The 18,672-nt window shown below is 30.3% G+C and carries 25 protein-coding genes; all 25 read left to right on the forward strand.

The features are described 5' to 3' along the window. The first annotated feature begins 3 nt into the window (after window positions 1-3). The 25 genes from CHF27_RS11170 (at window position 4) to CHF27_RS14265 (ending at window position 18,307) form a co-directional block, all read left to right on the forward strand. Window positions 4-1,410, forward strand: a complete 1,407-nt coding sequence (locus CHF27_RS11170; RefSeq protein WP_095405380.1) for a phage portal protein — start codon at window positions 4-6, stop codon at window positions 1,408-1,410. Continuing rightward, a complete protein-coding gene (locus tag CHF27_RS11175) occupies window positions 1,410-2,765 on the forward strand; it encodes a structural protein (protein ID WP_095405381.1) in 1,356 nt (451 codons plus the stop codon). The genes CHF27_RS11170 and CHF27_RS11175 overlap by 1 nt, the downstream gene beginning before the upstream one ends. Before the next feature lie 5 nt (window positions 2,766-2,770). Continuing rightward, window positions 2,771-3,004: a hypothetical protein gene (locus CHF27_RS11180; protein ID WP_095405382.1), complete on the forward strand. Its 234-nt coding sequence runs from the start codon at window positions 2,771-2,773 to the stop codon at window positions 3,002-3,004. 135 nt (window positions 3,005-3,139) lie between these two features. Further along, window positions 3,140-3,406 (forward strand): Gp49 family protein, encoded by a 267-nt coding sequence (locus CHF27_RS11185; RefSeq protein WP_095405383.1) that lies wholly within the window; start codon window positions 3,140-3,142, stop codon window positions 3,404-3,406. 14 nt (window positions 3,407-3,420) lie between these two features. Then, on the forward strand, window positions 3,421-4,002 hold the full coding sequence (locus tag CHF27_RS11190; protein ID WP_095405384.1) for a phage scaffolding protein: 582 nt from the start codon (window positions 3,421-3,423) through the stop codon (window positions 4,000-4,002). 21 nt (window positions 4,003-4,023) lie between these two features. After that, window positions 4,024-4,917: a phage major capsid protein gene (locus tag CHF27_RS11195; RefSeq protein WP_095405385.1), complete on the forward strand. Its 894-nt coding sequence runs from the start codon at window positions 4,024-4,026 to the stop codon at window positions 4,915-4,917. An 8-nt stretch (window positions 4,918-4,925) separates the two neighbouring features. Next, on the forward strand, window positions 4,926-5,174 hold the full coding sequence (locus CHF27_RS11200; RefSeq protein WP_095405386.1) for a hypothetical protein: 249 nt from the start codon (window positions 4,926-4,928) through the stop codon (window positions 5,172-5,174). Next, window positions 5,171-5,530, forward strand: a complete 360-nt coding sequence (locus CHF27_RS11205) for a hypothetical protein (RefSeq protein ID WP_095405387.1) — start codon at window positions 5,171-5,173, stop codon at window positions 5,528-5,530. The genes CHF27_RS11200 and CHF27_RS11205 overlap by 4 nt, the downstream gene beginning before the upstream one ends. Next, window positions 5,530-5,871 (forward strand): hypothetical protein, encoded by a 342-nt coding sequence (locus CHF27_RS11210; RefSeq protein WP_095405388.1) that lies wholly within the window; start codon window positions 5,530-5,532, stop codon window positions 5,869-5,871. Before CHF27_RS11205 ends, CHF27_RS11210 begins: the two co-directional genes overlap by 1 nt. 8 nt (window positions 5,872-5,879) lie before the next feature. After that, window positions 5,880-6,227 carry a hypothetical protein gene (locus CHF27_RS11215; protein ID WP_095405389.1) on the forward strand — a complete coding sequence of 116 codons (348 nt, stop codon included), beginning with the start codon at window positions 5,880-5,882 and terminating at the stop codon, window positions 6,225-6,227. Next, window positions 6,227-6,787 carry a hypothetical protein gene (locus CHF27_RS11220; protein WP_095405390.1) on the forward strand — a complete coding sequence of 187 codons (561 nt, stop codon included), beginning with the start codon at window positions 6,227-6,229 and terminating at the stop codon, window positions 6,785-6,787. Before CHF27_RS11215 ends, CHF27_RS11220 begins: the two co-directional genes overlap by 1 nt. A gap of 59 nt (window positions 6,788-6,846) precedes the next feature. Continuing rightward, window positions 6,847-7,293: a hypothetical protein gene (locus tag CHF27_RS11225; RefSeq protein ID WP_095405391.1), complete on the forward strand. Its 447-nt coding sequence runs from the start codon at window positions 6,847-6,849 to the stop codon at window positions 7,291-7,293. A gap of 1 nt (window position 7,294) precedes the next feature. Next, window positions 7,295-7,474: a hypothetical protein gene (locus CHF27_RS11230; RefSeq protein ID WP_095405392.1), complete on the forward strand. Its 180-nt coding sequence runs from the start codon at window positions 7,295-7,297 to the stop codon at window positions 7,472-7,474. Beyond that, on the forward strand, window positions 7,475-10,726 hold the full coding sequence (locus CHF27_RS11235) for a phage tail tape measure protein (protein ID WP_095405393.1): 3,252 nt from the start codon (window positions 7,475-7,477) through the stop codon (window positions 10,724-10,726). A gap of 13 nt (window positions 10,727-10,739) precedes the next feature. Continuing rightward, window positions 10,740-11,621, forward strand: a complete 882-nt coding sequence (locus tag CHF27_RS11240) for a phage distal tail protein (RefSeq protein WP_095405394.1) — start codon at window positions 10,740-10,742, stop codon at window positions 11,619-11,621. Window position 11,622: 1 nt separating this feature from the next. After that, complete coding sequence (locus CHF27_RS11245; RefSeq protein WP_095405395.1) at window positions 11,623-12,732, forward strand: siphovirus ReqiPepy6 Gp37-like family protein; 1,110 nt, start codon at window positions 11,623-11,625, stop codon at window positions 12,730-12,732. A 4-nt stretch (window positions 12,733-12,736) separates the two neighbouring features. Further along, window positions 12,737-14,026, forward strand: a complete 1,290-nt coding sequence (locus tag CHF27_RS11250; RefSeq protein ID WP_095405396.1) for a hypothetical protein — start codon at window positions 12,737-12,739, stop codon at window positions 14,024-14,026. A 15-nt stretch (window positions 14,027-14,041) separates the two neighbouring features. Continuing rightward, entirely contained in the window at window positions 14,042-14,401 is a 360-nt protein-coding gene (locus CHF27_RS11255; protein ID WP_095405397.1) for a hypothetical protein, read from the forward strand. Beyond that, a complete protein-coding gene (locus CHF27_RS11260; RefSeq protein ID WP_330409793.1) occupies window positions 14,401-14,586 on the forward strand; it encodes a hypothetical protein in 186 nt (61 codons plus the stop codon). The genes CHF27_RS11255 and CHF27_RS11260 overlap by 1 nt, the downstream gene beginning before the upstream one ends. A gap of 88 nt (window positions 14,587-14,674) precedes the next feature. Further along, window positions 14,675-14,980 carry a hypothetical protein gene (locus tag CHF27_RS11265; RefSeq protein WP_095405399.1) on the forward strand — a complete coding sequence of 102 codons (306 nt, stop codon included), beginning with the start codon at window positions 14,675-14,677 and terminating at the stop codon, window positions 14,978-14,980. Between the two features lie 45 nt (window positions 14,981-15,025). Beyond that, window positions 15,026-16,243 (forward strand): hypothetical protein, encoded by a 1,218-nt coding sequence (locus CHF27_RS11270; RefSeq protein ID WP_095405400.1) that lies wholly within the window; start codon window positions 15,026-15,028, stop codon window positions 16,241-16,243. Between the two features lie 46 nt (window positions 16,244-16,289). Beyond that, window positions 16,290-16,574 carry a hypothetical protein gene (locus CHF27_RS11275; RefSeq protein ID WP_095405401.1) on the forward strand — a complete coding sequence of 95 codons (285 nt, stop codon included), beginning with the start codon at window positions 16,290-16,292 and terminating at the stop codon, window positions 16,572-16,574. A gap of 1 nt (window position 16,575) precedes the next feature. Then, the gene (locus tag CHF27_RS11280; protein WP_095405402.1) at window positions 16,576-17,340 is read left to right on the forward strand and encodes an N-acetylmuramoyl-L-alanine amidase; all 765 of its coding nucleotides are present in this window, start codon (window positions 16,576-16,578) and stop codon (window positions 17,338-17,340) included. Window positions 17,341-17,662: 322 nt separating this feature from the next. Then, a complete protein-coding gene (locus CHF27_RS11285) occupies window positions 17,663-18,016 on the forward strand; it encodes a hypothetical protein (RefSeq protein ID WP_095405403.1) in 354 nt (117 codons plus the stop codon). Between the two features lie 132 nt (window positions 18,017-18,148). Continuing rightward, complete coding sequence (locus CHF27_RS14265) at window positions 18,149-18,307, forward strand: hypothetical protein (protein ID WP_158534761.1); 159 nt, start codon at window positions 18,149-18,151, stop codon at window positions 18,305-18,307. Window positions 18,308-18,672: the final 365 nt, after the last annotated feature.

Genomic DNA, 18,672 nt, shown 5'->3' on the forward strand with positions numbered 1-18,672 from the left:
ACGGTGGACTTACTTAATATAATACAATCGGAGTTAACAGGATTATATGGACAAGAAGTTATAAGAGAAATGGGAGATATAATAAGGCTTTATGATATCTATGATGGTCCAGGACAAAATTGGACAATGGATGAAACTGATTATATTCCAACCAAAAAGAAAACTAATTATATTAAAAAACTCATAAAAGAAGAAAGTAGGTTTTTATTTGGGAAAACTCCTATATTTACTATTAAATCTGAAAGAGATACAGACAAAGAAAAAGCAGAAAAAATAAATAAGTATATAAATAAGCTTCTTAAAGATAATTTATTTAGTGAAAAGCTAGTAAAGAGTGCAAGAGATTGCTTCATAGGTAAAAGGATAGCTATTAAGCTTCATGCGGACAAGAATACTAAGAGTATAAGAATTATGTTTGTACCATCACTTGAGTTTGTATATGAACCATTTGACGATAGAGTAGATGAACTTAAAAAGATAATATTCTTTCATCAATTAAATCAAGAAGAAGAGAGAGAAAAGCAACGTATTTGGAAGCAAAAGTATGAAATAGTTGAAGGTAAATGTATTCTAAATGAAGGCATTTACAATGGATATGGACAGATAGTAGATATATTAGCAGAAGATGTAGACTTAAAGCTTTCTGGTATTCCTGCATATGTTATTTTAAACGATGGACTATCTGGAGATTTAAAAGGTGAAAGTGATGTAGAAGAAATATTTGATAATCAGATGGCTTATAACAAATTATCATCAGAAGATATTGACACTTTAAAGAAAGGTATGAACCGTATTATATATGGTATTGATGTAGACCAAGATGCATCTAAACATTTTAAACTTAAGCCAGGAGCATTTTGGGATGTGTCTACTGATGTTACGAGTGAAGGAAAACAAGCACAAATAGGAACTGTAGAAACAGATTTTAATTATAATGAACGTATGGAAAATTCACTTAATAGAATTAAATCAGATATGCATGAGGTTTTAAATATACCTATGATAAATAATTCTGATTTAAAGGGTATGATGACAAGCGGTAAGTCAATGAAAGCTTTATATTGGCAATTAATAAGTAGATGCGAAGAAAAGTGGAAAGCTTGGTGTCCTGCACTGGAATGGATGATAAAAGCTATTCTTGAAATAGTAGGAGTTTATAATATAGCTAAATTACCTACTATAGAAAATTATGAGGTAGTTGTAGAAAATCAATATCCGCTTCAAGAGGATGAAGATGATGAAAAAACTTTAGATATGCAAGAAGTTAATACTCAAACAATGAGTAGAAAAACATTCATCAAGAAATGGAGAGGAACTACTGATGATATAGCAGATGAAGAATTAAAACAAATAGCATTAGAAAGACAGATATTAGAAGATAGCTATATGAACTTAGAAGGTGCTGAATAATGGCAATAGATAGCTTTAATAAGTTAATGAAAGATGTAGAGAACAAAAGAAATAAATCTATGTCTAGTGTATCTAAAAAAGTAAGAAAGCTTTATAAAGATATTGCTAATGATTATTTAAAAGAACTAAGTAGAGCTAATAAAAACTCTCTAAGAGAAAGATATTTAGAAGATAGTATAAAATACTTGCAACAAAGATATGATGCAATAGGAGAGAAACTAGAAGCTGAAATAGCTAGCAATATAGATATTATTATTAAAGAAACTACAGATACACAATTAAGCTTCTTTTCTAGTTTATGTGTAGATTTAAAACCACACTTTACAGATATGTTTACTAAGATACATGAAGATGTATTAAGAGACGTTATAAGTGGCGAAATGTATAAGGATAAGATAAATCTTAGTAAAAGAATATGGAAGGATATAGATAAGACTAAAGGTGATTTAGAATATGTATTAAGTAGAGGATTAGCAGAGAAAAAAGGAACTTATGAAATAGCTAAAGACTTAGAAAAATATGTTAATCCTAAGGTTAAAAAAGACTATGAATGGTCTAAGATATATCCTAAGAGTAAAAAGACTATAGACTATAATGCTTACAGATTAGCTAACACTTATATTAATCATGCTTATCAGTATGCAGCAAAGAAAAGTTGTTCTAAAAATCCGTATATAACAGGTATGAAGTGGCTAAGTGGTCATGGTAGCAGAGTATGTCCAATTTGTTCAGATAGAGACGGACAGATATATTTACCTAAAGATATTCCTTTAGACCATGCAAATGGTAGATGTAGTTTTACTTATGTCACAGAGAAGGATTTAGAAGATATAGGAGCGGAGTTAAGAAGCTGGATAGATGGAGAAGAAAATGAAAAGTTAGATAACTGGTTTAAAAAATATGGAATAGAATTTTTAAATAATGATAAAGATGTTGATAAATGGGAGGGAGAAGAATACAATGAAAGTAATACAGATGTTGAAAAATTTATAAGAAAAGATTTTAGTAAAATGGGTAGATATTATAAAAAATGTAGTGATTCTTTGACTAGAAAATGGTATAAATGGAACGATGAAAATATTCCTAATTTAATAGACAATTATGAATCAATGGAACTACAAGCTAAGCAGGCTCATAGATTAAGAAATATATATAGGACACATGCCAGAGAATTAATGAAGGATCAAGAACTTAGAAAGAAACTAGATAAAGAAAAACCAAATATTTCATTTGAAGATTTAGTTGATAGTAAAATGAAAAGGAAGAATAAGAGTAGAGAAGAAGCTATTGAAGATATACTGAAAACTGCAACAAAGACAAATCAAGAAGTAAATAAATCTTTAGGATTGGAGTGATTTAATTGTATGAATATAGTATCTGTAATCAAGCAGATGAAGAAATATTTAAGAAACAATGCAAAGCACTTGAGGATAAAATACCAAACTTGGAAAAATGTAATTTACTTACAGATGTGGATGAAAGTAAATTACAAAAGTATATATTAAATGGAAATGAGATAAATGTATATAATTCATATTATATTAATGAAGTATATATAAAGTCTCAAATTGAATTAACTCAATATTTTAAATAATAAGCACTTACTAAATTAAAATAGTAGGTGCTTTTATTATGTAAAAATCATCTTGTTAGCTTTATTACAGATGTAAAAGAATAAATAAGCTTAATCTTTGGTGTCGTTACACCTTAAAAACGTATAGGAGGATATATGAAAAGTAATATAACCGTTAAGCAAAATCAAATAGATGAAATTTATAATAATTCTAAGTTCCATGTAACAACTATGCTTGGGAAAATAACAATTGTTGTGATGGAATTACCTTGTGGTTTTACATTGGTTGAATCGTCAGCATGTGTGGACCCGACTAACTACGACGAAAATGTAGGCGCTGACATATGTAAGTCTAGATTTAAAGATAGATTATGGTATTTAGAGGGATATATGCTTCAAAATAAAGTCGGAAAGTTGAAATAAGGAGGTGTTGAGCTATGAATTTAGAAGAATTATTAGGAACAGAATTATATAAGCAAGTGACAGAAAAACTTGGAGATAAAAAAATAATGCTTGATGATGGAAACTTTATACCTAAATCAAGATTTGACCAAGTGAATGAAGCTAAGAAAGAGTTAGAAACACAGGTTAAAGATAGAGATAAACAACTTAAAGATTTATCTACAAAAGCTCAAGGAAATGAAGAATTAACAAAGCAGATTGAACAGTTGCAACTTTTAAATAAACAAACTCAAACTGATTATGAAGCTAAAATAAATCAGATGCAGTTTGGCTATGCATTAGATAGTGAACTCACTAATGCTAAGTGTAAAAATACTAAGGCTCTTAAAGCTTTACTTGATATAGATAGTATAAAGTATCAAGAAGGTAAGTTTGAAGGATTAGAAAGTCAATTAGAAGGTTTAAGGGAATCAGATAGCTATTTATTTGATTTAGATGCTGCTCCAGGAAATACAGGAAGTCCTGGAAACTTTGGAAGAAATAATAACAATCCATCAGGTGGAGATAGTCAAACTTCATTTATGGAAGTTATAAGTAATAATTCATTAAGAAAATAATAAAAAAGGATGGTGCTAAATATGGCAGATAACAAGTATTTAAAGGATAATTTAAAAGGGTTTGTACCAATAGAAACTGCTGCTGGAATAATGGAAGGAATAGTTAGAGGTTCATCTATATTACAATTATCAGATGTAAAACCAATGAAATCTGATACTATGAAGTTTCAAGTTTGGGCAGATAAGCCAGGAGCTTACTGGGTAGGTGAGAGTGAGAGGATAAACACTTCTAAAGCTTCTTGGATATTCCCGGAAATGAAAGCTAAAAAAATAGCAGTAATAATACCAGTAACTAAAGAAAAACTAAATGATACTACAATAGACGTATTTAATGAATTAAAACCACAAATAGCAGAAGCTTTTTATACAACTATAGATAAAGCATGTCTATTTGGAACTGATTCTCCTTTTGAAAAGAATATATTAGGAGTTGCTACTAGTGCTGGAAATGTAGTTACAAGAAATACTCAATCATTAGATTTAGACGTGTCTGACTTAATGGGTACAGTAGAAGATAATAATTTAGATGTTAACGGATTTGCTGGACATTATGGATTAAAGAGAGAATTAAGAAGCTTAAGAGATGCAAATGGAAATCAATTAGCTGTTATGGGTATGAAGGAAAATTCTTTATATGAAAACCCATTAACATTTGTTAGAAATGGAGCATTTGATAAAGCACAAGCCGAGTTAATAGCAGCAGATTGGTCTAAGTCTATAGTAGGTATAAGAGAAGGGATAGAGTTCTCGATATTAACAGAAGCAACTTTACAATCTGTTACTATGGAAGATGGTAAGCCATTATCGTTAGCAGAGAATGACATGATAGCTATAAAGGCTACTATGAGATTAGCTTATTTACCAATAAAAGAGGAAGCATTTGCAGTATTGAAGCCTAAAGCTACTAAAGCGTAGGTGATAATATGGGAGAATTAGAAGAGCTTAAAATAATATTAAGGGAGGAAAGTTCTCCCTTTTTTACAGATGAAGAATTAGAGTTTTATCTAACTAAAAATGAAGGCGATATGAATGATACAGCTTACGAATGTTTATTACTGAAAGCAGAAGATGATAGCATATCTTTGCCAGGAGGATTACAATTAGCTAACAATAGTCAGTATTGGTTAAGACTAGCTAAGAAATACAAAAGAAATGGAAGTAGATGCCTGTGATAGCTAATAAGATTAAACCTAAAATAGTTAAGGCTATAAATAAACTTCCTACTAAGGCAATTATAAAAAGAAATTCTGTTAATGAGTTTGGAGAGCCAGAAGGTGAAGTTGTTATATGCGAAGTTACAGGACTATTCCATGAAGGCAACAATCAAGTAACTAGCATATCTATGGATAAAGGCGAAGTTAAAAGGAATAAGCAACAATTCTTAATGGTTGTATATGATGATGAAACAATGAAAATAAAAGAAAATGATATAGCTTATATAGATAACGATAAGTTTGAAATAAAAGATTTAGGTAATCAAAATAGAATGAATGTTTACTTAGATTTAAATTTAAAGTTGGTGAAATAATGGGATTTAGATTTGATGGAGCACAATTATTTAGGAACTTAGCAGAACAACAGATAAAAACTAGAGCAGCACTTGGATTATTTGCTGATACATCAGCTAAAACATTAGAGAATGAAGCTAAGAATAATCATCCTTGGGAAGATAGAACTTATCAAGCTAGAAACCGATTAAAAGGTGATTATGAATGGCAAGGAAATTTACTTAGAATAAGTTTATCGCATGGTGTTGATTATGGTATATACTTAGAACTTTGTAATGAGGGAAAATATGCTGTAATTACACCGACAATAAACAAATGCAGTCCTAAGATTATGCGAGGACTAGATAGAATATTAAAGTAGGTGAAAAGATGCTTACTGATTTAAGAAGAAAGCTACAATCTAAAGGATTCACAGTATATTGGATAGGGCAACATAGTGGAATATGCAAAGATAAATATTTAGTATTAAAAGACATGGGAACTAGTAAAACTTTAGAAAAAAATATAAATAAAGAATTAATTGAGGTATGGGTATATGTTCCGATATCTAATTATAGTACAATGATTAGTTTTAAAAATGAAATAGAAGAAGTTATGTATGATATAGGAGATTATGAAATAGCTTACGATCCATTACCTATTATAACTGATGATGAAAAGCAAGCATATTTCACTAGATTAAGTTATTACAAAAAAAAACAAAGGAGGTTTTATTAATGGCCGCTAAAAAATTAAATCAATTGCCACTTACAAATGTTGAAATGGTGCAAATAATCGTGAATGGAACTAATGATATGTATCAATTTAAGACATCCGATGAAGTTAGCACAGAGGAAATAGTAAGTGAAGGAGAAGAACAAACATTAAAAATAAAAGGTGTAGTTTATGCTAATATTCCTCAAGAAGATACTGTATTAGGATATGACTTAAAATTCAAAGATAATGTTATGTGCCCAGAGTTACTAGAAGTTATGCAAGGAGGCACTATAAATTACGAAGAGGATGGAACAACATTTAAATCTTACACAGCACCACCTATAGGACAATCACTTACTAAAAAGAAAATTGATACAGTTATATATTCTAAAGAGGTTAAGGAAGATGGCCCAACAGGAAGATATGCAAAAGTAACATTCCCAAATGGCCAAGGAGCTAGTGTTCCTTTGAATTTTAAAGATGGAGAATATTATAGTAATGAGTATACAGTAAAAAGTAGACCAGCCAACGGTCAATCTCCATACAAAATAGAAGTAGTAGACACATTACCGCAAGATTAATTAAGTCCCTTTTTAGGGACTTTTTATTTTACAAATAAAAAATGAAAGGGTTGATATATATGTTACAAGTAACAAGTTTAGAACAATTAAAAGCAATTAAACAAGCAGAAATAGTTAATTTAGGAGCATTTGAGGATGGAACAGAATTGATAGCAGAAGTTAAAAAGCCTAACTTAGTTGATTTAATGATGCATAATAAAATACCTAACAGCTTAATGTCAGTAGCTATGAAAGTATTTAACGGAAAAACAAAAGAAACCGCTGATAGAGTAGATTCTGGAGATATTAAATCATTTAAAGAAATGTTTGGATTAATGGAAACACTTGCAGAAAGTTGTTTAGTTAATCCTACATACTCCCAAATAAAAGAATTAGGTATAGATTTAACACAAGACCAACTAATGACAATACTTATATATACTCAAGGTGGTGTTAAGGCATTAGAGAATTTTCGTAAACAGCAAACAAATAATGAGAATAATCAACCAAGCACAGAAGTTCAATAAATTGCCTTCTGAAATATCTAGGATAAAAGATGAATATACTGCATTTTGTTTTGATGAAGCTTGCATGTATATAATTACTCAATTGCAAGATAAACAAGTACCTAGCTGGAGAGAAGATGCAGAAAATGAAGATAGAACTAGAAAAACATTCTTAGATGTACACATGAAAGAGGGTGTATAAATGGGTATGAATTTAGGTAGTGCTATAGGATACTTAGAGTTAAATACAGACAGATGGCAAAGAGGATTTCAAACAGCACAAAGTCAAATGCGTACAATGATAGATAGTTCTCAAAGTATGGGGAATAGATTCCAAGCTGCAGGACAAGTTATGCAAAATGTAGGTTCTAATATGAGTAAATTTGTAACATTACCACTCACAGGAATAGGAGCGGCTAGTGTTAAAATTGCGGCTGACTTTGAATCCTCTATGAGTAAAGTTAGAGCTGTCACCGGAGCTAACGGGCAGGACATGAAAAAGTTAGAAAGTCTGGCCAGAGAAATGGGAGCTACCACAAAATTTAGTGCAAGTGAAGCAGCAGATGCCCTTAACTATATGGGTATGGCTGGTTGGAAGACTCAAGATATGATGGATGGACTACCTGGAGTTTTAGACCTAGCAGCTGCGGGTGGAACTGATTTATCGTTAACGTCTGATATAGTAACAGATGGACTTACAGGGTTAGGTCTTACAGCTAAAGATACAGGAATGTTTGTTGACGTTATGGCAGCCACAATGTCTAACTCTAATACCAATGTGGAACTTATGGGAGAGTCCTTGAAGTATGTAGGACCAGTTGCTGGTGCTTTAGGAATAGACATGCAGGACCTTTCTCTAGCTATAGGTTTAATGGGTAACTCAGGGATAAAAGGTGGCCAAGCAGGTACGGCTCTAAGAGCAGGTTTATCTAATCTAATAAAGCCTACTGATGATGCAGCCGCAGTAATGGATAAGTATGGCATAGAGATTGCTAAGACGAAAGATGGTCAAGTTGATTTCATGGGTACTATGCAAAATCTAAGAACCCACCTGGGTGGATTAGATGAGACTACTCAAGCAGCAGCTTTATCTACTATTTTTGGTAAAGAATCCATGTCAGGGTGGGCATCAATTGTAAATGCGAGTGAAGGAGATTTTAACAAATTAAGTGATGCAATAAATAATTCCACTGGTAAATCAAAAGAGATGGCTGAGGTAATGCAGGATAACCTTAATGGCCAGATAGATAACCTTAAGTCTGCGCTAGAGGAGGCAGCAATATCAATAGGTAACGCTTTATTACCCATGATAAAAGACCTAACTGAATGGATTCAAAAACTAGTGGATTGGTTCAACCAACTGAGTCCTTCTATGAAGGATATAGTGGTTAAAGCGGGAGGAGTAGTCGCGGCTTTAGGACCCTTACTGATGGTATTTGGTTCAATAGCCCGAGCTATAGGAAGTCTATCGCCTGTATTCTCTCTACTTGGTGGAATGATATCAAAATTAAAAACTGCATTTCTAATATTAAAAACATTAATAATGAATACTCTAATACCTGCGCTTAGTAGTTTATGGACTTTTATGTTAGCTAATCCAATTACACTCGTGATAGCAGCAGTAGCCGCATTAGTAGCAGGGTTTGTATATTTATGGAATCACTGTGATGGCTTTAAAGAGTTCTGGGTTGATTTATGGAATAATGTAAAGGAATGGTGCAGTAGTGCAGTAGAAACTGTTATAAATAAGTTTAATGAGTGGGGAACGGCAATATCTAATTTCGTAACAGAAACTATACCACAGTTTATACAGGGTATAGGAGAATGGTTTGCCCAATTGCCAACAGTTATAGGAACTTGGTTAACAACTACTATGACTAATATAGGAACATGGTGTTCTGATACTTTTAACGCATTCGTTACATGGTGTTCTGATGTGATAACCGGTGTAGGAGAATGGTTCGCTCAACTACCATATAAAATAGGTTTCGCATTAGGATTTGCAATTGGTAAAATAGCCCAATGGATATCAGACACATGGAATTATTTCGTAACTAATGTTCCTATATGGATAGAGAGTATAGGGGAGTGGTTTGCTCAATTGCCTGGTAAGATATGGCAATGGCTAGTATCAGCTTTTCAGAAAACTACCGAATGGGGTAGTAATATGCTAAATAAAGCTATAGAAGTAGGAACTAATTTCTTGAGTAGTATAGTTCGATTCTTTACTCAGTTACCAGGAAAGATATGGAGTTTCCTAGTGTCAGCTTTTCAGAAAGCAGTACAATGGACTTCTCAGATGGTACAAAAAGCGATAGAAGCTGGTAGTCAGTTTATAAATAATGTGTCCTCTTTTATGCAACAACTTCCAGGAAAAGTATGGGGTTTCCTAAGTCAAGCTATATCCAAAGCTATAAGTTTTGCTACGGATTTCGCATCTAAAGGAATACAAGCAGCGAAGGACTTTGGAAGTAATATAGTCGATGGATTAAGTTCTATACCAGGCAAAGTGCTAGATATAGGTAAAAATATAGTTGAAGGATTGTGGAATGGTATAAGTGGAGCAGCAGGATGGTTATACGGAAAAGTTTCGTCTTTTGCAACAGGAATCTTAGATGGAATGAAATCAGCTTTAGGAATACATTCACCTTCTAGAGTTATGCGTGATATTGTAGGTGTTAATATAGTAAAAGGTATAGGTGTAGGAATAGATAAAGAAATGCCTACATTACAAAGAAACTTAGAAGAAAGTTTAGGTGGATTATCTGAAATATTAGGAGCATATGTAAATCCTAACAATTCAGATAAAACATTCATAGATAAACTATCAGAAGATATAGAAGCATTTGCACAATTATGTAACGAGGTTACAGCAACGTATCTTTTAAATATAGATAGTATGGTACAAAAATTAAATATGTTTTTAATATTTATAAATAACTTTATTATTAATATAACTAATACAGCTATTCAAAATATAAAAAAAATGTGCTTGATAATAACAGCAGATGTAAACATAATGGCTGATAATGCAATAGATGCATGGGATAGAATTAGAGAAGCTTATGCTGAACCAGTTGAAGGAATTATAAAAATAACAACTATAGTAGATGAAGCATCTGGTGGTGGAGAAGTAAGTAGAGAAACTGGAAGAAGAAGCAGAGAATTAGAAAGAAACCTAATGAGTTCAAGAGTAATGTATGAAAATTTACAAGCTCTAGCATATTCTAATGAAATAGCCACAAGAACAGCTAGTAGAAGCAAAGAAGATATTAGACAAGATATAAAAGTCGAAATAGACTATGATAAGTTAGCTAAAACAATAGCTTCTAATTCTAAATCAAGTGTAAAAATAGAAAATACTTATAATAGTCCTAAGCCTGCATCAATTAAGGAATTGAAACAACAAGATAAAATTCAAATGAGAAGATTAGGGATGCAATTTAATTTATAAGTGAGGTGCTAAATTGATAGATAAAATAGAATATATAAATGAGAGAGGGCAATCTATAACATTAGATCATGAAGCACCTCTCTTTTTATTTTCTTGTGAGGGATTTGATGGATTAGAAGGAGAAATAGTTAGTTCTAAATCTGCATATCAAGATGGTATAAGTATTAATAATGTAATGTTAAATGAAAGAATATTAACTCTTAATTGTTATATGCTTATAGAAAATGAACAGCAAAGAAATATACTTAAGAGAAAATTATATAATGTATTTAATCCTAAGCTTAAAGGTCATATGAAAATATATACAGAAGCTATCGAAAGAGGAGCAAGTAACTTACGAGTAGTACAAGCACCAACTTTCGATATGAATTATGAAATTAAAAATGAATTAACTAAGTTTCAAATACAAATAAAGATGCCATTACCATACTTTGAAGATTTAAATGAAAATCGTATTGATTTTGGTAATGATATAGGAAACTTCTTCTTTGATTTAGAAATTGAAAATGAAGGAAAAGAAGTATCTATAAAAAATAACTCTATAGTTACTAATATTTGTAATGAAGGTGATGCAGAAACACCAATTAAGGTAGTATTTAGAGCAAAGTCTAATGTTAAAAATCCTAGTATTTACAATGTTTACACTAAAGAATTTATAAAGATAAATAAAACAATGCAAGCAGGAGAAGAAATAACGGTAACTACAGGAACAGGTAATAAGAGAGTGGAAAGTTATTTAAATGGTGTAACTAGTAATATATTCAACTTGTTAGATATACAATCTACTTTTATGCGGTTAGATATAGGTGACAATGTAATTCGATACAATGCAGAAGAGTTAATAGAACAGTTAGAAGTATATATTTACTACACTAACTATTATTTGGGGGTGTAGTATGGAACTTTATGTATTAGATACAAATTTTAATAGACTTGGTGTTATTGATAAATATGAGTGCTTGATTTGGGAACGTAATTACTATAAATCAAGCACTTTTTCTATGCAGATTATACCTAACTTCGAGCAATTTAATTTGCTTAAGAAAGGAAATATACTTCTGAAAAGAGATAATACAAAAGAAGCTATGTTTATAGAGCATAAAGAACTTGAAGAGAACGAGGAAGGTGTAGAGAAGCTGGTTGTACAAGGATTTTCGCTGACACAGTGGTTGGACAGAAGAATTACATTATATAAGCAACAGCAAAAAGCCAATGCAGAAACAGTTATGAGAAACTATGTAAATATCAACTGTATAAATCCTGCCGATACAAACAGAAAGATATCCAACTTTGTAAATGGGATAGATAATAAACTATGTAATAAGATAGATTATTTAAGCCATTATAAACCATTACTCGAGGAATTACAGAGCATAGCAGAAACAAATGAATTAGGATATAGAGTAGATTTAGATTTAATTAACAAAGAATATATATTTGAGGTATATCAAGGATTAGATAGAACAAATAATCAAGAAGTTAATTCTAAAGCTATATTTAGTACAGAGTTTGAAAATATAAATAAACAGAAATATGTTGAAAGTGATAATAATTATAGAAATATGGTTTTAGTCGCTGGAGCAGGAGAGGATGCTAATAGAAAGACTTTATCATTAGGCATTGAAAATAAAGACTTAGATAGATATGAACTATTTGTTGATGCTAGGGATATTTCAGATACTAGAACTCAAGGAGGGGAAGAATGCCCTTTGGATGCTGATGAATACAATAGTTTACTAGAGCAAAGAGGAAAAGAAAAACTTAGTGAGTTTAGTAGAATAAAAACTTTTGATTGTGAGTTATTGAATGTAAATTCATTAAAGTATAGAATTGATTATGACTTAGGAGATAAAGTAAGTATTATTAACAAAAAATGGGGATTAATGCTTAATGAGAGAATTACAACTATAGAAGAAACTTACAATGAAGAAGGTTTGGAAATAAAACTTACTATAGGAAATAACATTCCTACCATAATAGATAAAATTAAAAATAAAATGAGGTGAGAATATGGAAAAGAGCAGTTTCTTTACATCTTTAAATGGAGATAGGAAATATAAATCAAGTGAGTTCGCTGAATACTTTGCTTCATTCTTAGAGAATGGTATATTTCCTAATCCTAAAACGAATTTAGAAGTAATTAGTAATGGAGACATGACAATAACTGTTAGTCCAGGAAAGGCTTGGATTAATGGTTATTTTTATTTTAATACAGATAATTTACAGCTAAAAGTAGATTATTCTGATTCTGCATTAAGTAGAATAGATAGAGTTGTAGTTAAGTTAGATTTTGTAAATAGAGAAATGAAAACCTATATTAAAAAAGGTACTTTTGCAAGTTCGCCAACACCTCCTGATTTAAATAGAAATGCAGATGCTTACGAATTAGGCATAGCAACAATAACAGTTAATGCAGGAGTTACAAGCATAACTCAAAGCAATATAACAGATACAAGAATGAATAGTGATGTGTGTGGAATGGTTAATTCTCTTATAAAAGTAGATAGTACGATTTTAACTGATAGATTCGAAGAAGATTTTAATAATTGGTTCAAAGAAATAAAAGGAATATTAGGAGAAGATGAAGCCGGTAATTTACTTAATAAAATATTAGAAGTAGAAAATAAAGTTAATAATATGAAACTTGAAGATACTGCAATAACAGTAAAAGATGCAAATAATCATTTTACATCAGATAAATTGGATAAGGTATTAGATGAGCTTTTTACGTTTGCAAGTGATGGTAAAAGTAGTATAGCTACTGTTGTTGGAAGTCCGTTGCTTGCGAGTGATACATTTCCACAACAAGTTAGCAAAATACAAACTTTAAAAAATGATTTAGCTACTAACTTAGTAAATAAAAATGTTAATGTAAGTGCTTCTAGTAGCTTAAATACATTAATAAATAAAGTATTAAATATAATACCGAGTACTTATAAATATGCGACAGGTCGTTCAGTTACTGACGGTGAAGACCGATTTTATAGTTATAAGAATGATGCAAAGCATGGTTATACACCTACAATTTCTGTAAATGCATTAACTTTTGAACCAGATTATATATTTATTTGGGAAGCCAATCCCGAAAGTAAATATTGTTTTACCGTTTATTGTAAAAATAGTATGTTTGAGTTTCCAAAGATAATTTTTAGTGGAACATATTATTTAGACCAGACAGCTTCGGGTAAAACAGCAACTTTTGCATTAAAAGATAATTTATTTGTTAATAGTGCAGGATTTCGATTACCTGTTATAAGTTGGACTTCTCCCGATTACAAATGGGTTGCTATTAAAATATAGAAAGGAGTTGGTTCTATGAAAATAGGTTCAAAGATATATTTTCATAAAAATACAGGTTGTAGTATTTTGATAAAATGTGACGCGATTGGAGATATAAGAAATACTTCAATGGAAGAAGATTATAATTTTTATACCAAACTTAAAAAGTTTAAAATTGATGAAATAGGTTTAATTCAATTGGAATATGGTGAATACGAAAAACTTTCAAAGGGATTTAATTCAGCAAGAGTTAATTTAGAAACAAAAAAATTAGAATTTTTCAATAGAGATATTCCTGTAGTTGAGCAAGAGCCAAGCAAAGAAGAAAAAAGGATACAAGAATTAGAAAATCAAGTTTTATTACTTGAAAATGAAAAATTAGGAGGTATATTATAATGACTAATGAAATAGTAGTTAGAATATTAGCAGAAAGAATAATAAGTGGTGGGTTAAATCCGTTAAGAGACAGAGTGATGCAGCTTGATGATGTAGTTAATGTAGATTATAGAAAAGCTGTTGAAGATTATATATTAATGCATAGCGAAGCATTAGGAGAAAACAAAATAGAAGAAGTTAAGTAGTTTGAACCAATAAGGTTCTTTTTTTATTGTTAAATAAAGAAGGAATTACTCGTTTTATGTAGAATTATAAATAAAAGGAGTGATTTAAATGAAAATAGTGTTGCGTCAAAACATTATGCTTAAAGAGGTTCATAAAACTATAAGAATAGAAAAAATCGAAAAAACTTTAAACAGTGATGTTATACCTAGAGAAGGAACTATTATTATAGATGAATTTTATGAAACTTCTACAAATTTTGATGGGCTATATAGGGCAAAGGATATAGCGATAGATTACAAAGAGAATACATGTTATGTAGATTTACAAGATATAGTTATTCAATCTTATGAAGAAATAGATTTAGATAAAGAAATAGAAAGAGCAGAAGCTTTAGGATGGATTTATTTAATGTAGAGTCTCAATAGAGACTCTTTTTTAATATTCAAAAGAGGTGAACACATGGCAATAAGTAGAGATTTAATAATAAGTATAAAAGAAGATACAGCAACATTAAATGAGAAGTTATTCATATATGAAAATGACCGAGGTATAGATATATATTTTAAAGTTACAGATTATAAATATCGTTTTGAAAAAGGAAATCCACCAAGCGTTTTAAACGGACTAACAGGAGCATACTCTAGTGTAACTATAGTAAATCCAGCAGGTAAGGAAATAGATAGAGGTAGTATAGAGATAGTAGATGATAAGATTAAATTTACTATAACATCAGATTTAACAGATGAATTAGATGAAATAGGAACATATCAACTTCAATTTCACATAATGGATGAATTAGAAAATCAATTTACAATACCGCCTATCAATTTTGATGTAAAGCCAAGGCTTAAAGGTGAAAAAACAGAAGCACAAATAGCAAGAGTTGATAGTGCTAAAGTTGACTATGCTACATTATCTAATGAAGTTGAGTTATTTGAAATTACAGAAGGTAAATTAAATCTAGTTTGGAAAAGTGGAGATATAATTACAGCTAATAAATTAAATGCTATGGTTAATTCTATAAATCAAAATGCAGAAGATATTAAGAATATACAATTAACTCCTGGAGCACAAGGTTCCCAAGGAGAAAAAGGGCAAGATGGTAAAGATGGTATTAATGGAACAGATGGCAAAGATGGTTTAACCACATCAATTAAAGTGAATGGAGTTACATATAATCATGTTAATGGATTAATAACGTTACCAGATTATCCAAGTGAAGTTGGAGGAACTGTTTCAAATAAATTAATACCTAACATAACTAATACACCTATCTTAAACGAATTATTCTTATATCAATCAGAGTCAGCAGAATTTACTTTAGCAACATCAGATGTAGAAAAGATAAAATTGACAGATAACTCATTTGATATGATTGGTAAAGGCGGTAAAGTTACAGCTACAGTAACTAAAGCTGGATTATTAGTTATAGATATCAATGTAGCTGGAGACAGGTACTATATGCTTAATTCAACTATAGCAGGAAAATATGAATCAACATCATGGAAAAATGATGTAAAAAAATATACTTATGAAGTTAATATAGGAGATAAGATAGAGTTTTCAGCAGAGACAGAAGCCACAGGATGGAAAGGAAGTTTTATTGGAGAAGCGAAAAATGAACTAAGGATTAAGTTGATATCTGGACAATATGTAGTTAAGTTAGAGAAATTATAGAACCTGGAAGGGCTCTTTTTTTATGTAAATTTAAGGAGGTTGAAGTATGGATTTTACAACATTAGTACAAAGTGTAGGCTTTCCAATTGCATGCTGTGTAGCACTTGGAATGTATTTAAATAATAAAGATAAAGCAGACAGGGAAGAAAGAAGAATAGATAAAGATGCCGATAGGGCGAGGGAGGATAAAATATTAGAAACTAATGCTAAATTATTAGCTACAAATGAGCAACTAGCTGAAAGTGTAAAAGTAATAGCTACAGATTTAAAGCAAGATGTAACTAGAACTGAAACTAAAGTAGATAAGATATTAGAGAAAGTAGGTGTTTAGTATGAAAATATGTTTAACGGTAGGACACAGTAAGCTTAAAAATAGTAATACAACTAGTGCAAGTGGATATGTAAATGAGTATGAATATAATAAGATATTAGCTCCTAAAGTTGCTGAGTTAATTAGAAAAGAAGGACATGATGTTACTGTTATTCAGTGTCCAGAATATGTATTTACAAGCTCTAGAGAAGAATATCTTTATAAAATTATTAGAATAAACAGAGGAGACTATGATTTATTAGTAGAATTCCATTTAAACGCATCCAATGGTGCCGGTTATGGGGCAGAAGTTTTACATTTTGATAATAACAGAGGAAAACAACTAGCACAACAAATACAAAGTAGACTTAAAACAGTATTTAGGGATAGATGTATTAAGCAAAGACAAGATTTATACATTCTAAGAGATACGAATCCTACAGCTGTATTAATAGAAGCTTTTTTCTGTGATAATGCTAATGATTGTAATATAGCTAAAAATTTAGGATATGACAAGATTGCAAAGCTGATAGCAGAAGGAATATTAAATAAAAATATATGTATAGAAACTAAGGAGGATTTTGATATGGATAAGATAGTTTTATATTTTGGAGATGCAGATTTATTTAGTGCGGTATTAGTTAGCCAAAAACATCAATGTCCTTTGATGAAAAAATCAGATTTTGATGTGGCTAAATTAAAAGTGAAAGAAATAATTCAGATAGGTGGAAATAAGGAAGATAGTAATAGATTTATTACTATGAAGAATGCTTGTAAATATTTATAAGATAAAAAATATAAATTTGAAGGGAATGGAAAATTAAAAGAGTAATAGTAAATAATGTATATAAATTTAAATAGTGGATAGAATTTAAATATACAAGTCAACATTTTTCATTTATATGCTGAATATCTCCCTTATTATAAAAGCTAGTACAGAGCGGATGTACTAGCTTTTTTTATTATGCATATCTAAAAATATTAATTTATCGGATAAAACTAGTAAGATTCAGAATAGTTTTATTACTCATATATTACAAACTTTGACAAAAAATAACATTAAAATTGTGTATAATTATTATTAGGTAAAGAAAAAAGGGGGAGATTTTATGAAAAAAGTTATAGGAATAATGAGTATTGTCTTATTCTTAATAGTATCATTTCAAAGTATGATAGCTGGATTAGGAAATGCAATATCAGCAAACGGAGAAGCAAGTGGAAGTGCAGGTATTATGTTAGCAATTTGTATGCTTATAGCAGGAATATTAACTTTAGTATCTAAAAATAGCAAAGGAATTTTGATAACGGCGATAGTATTTTATGTTATAGGCGGAATAACTGGATTAGCTAATGTAGGTTCGTATGCTGATTTGCAAATATGGTCAATATTAAATCTAATATTCGCTGCATTATTAATATTTAGTATAGTTAAAAATAAAAAAGTAAAAGCAGAAACGAAATAATAAAATTACTATTTAAGAGCATGATGAATAATCTTGCTCTTATTTTTTATAAAAATTTATTGAGGACAGGCAAGTTTTTCATGAAGTTCCCATATATATTAACTATAGATAATGAAAAGGTGGTGAAGTTTAATGAGTCAAGCGAAAAAAGGCAATAGGTTTCAGATTTCCTTCAAAGAAAATATACAAGAAATAGAGTTAATGAATTATATGCTAAAACAAGCTGAAATAATGGGTATATCAACCTATATTAAAATATTAATAAAAAAAGATATGGAGGAAAATGTTTAAACAAAATTAAAAGAGCTCCAGGATCACTACTCCATAGAGCTCAAAACTCAATGAATTATAAAAATATAATTCGATAATATATTCTACAAAAACTAAAGAAACCCTTCAAATTTGAAGAGTTTATAAAAACACATGATTTAGCTAGGTTCTTCGTAGTACAGCTTCTTACTTGACTTCGTCTGCGTTGCGTAGCTCACTACTACGATATGCGAGCGGTATATTAAAAGTTGCATGTCCTTATAAAAAAATTAATTTTTACATGAAGTGAGCAACAAATTCCATTACAGTATAAGCAAATGCCATTCCAGCACCAAAGTTAAACAATTCTAACACCTCCACTAAAGATAATATTAATAAGATTATTA

Origin of the sequence: Romboutsia maritimum (assembly GCF_002251085.2) — a bacterium.
GTDB lineage: Bacteria > Bacillota > Clostridia > Peptostreptococcales > Peptostreptococcaceae > Romboutsia_B > Romboutsia_B maritimum.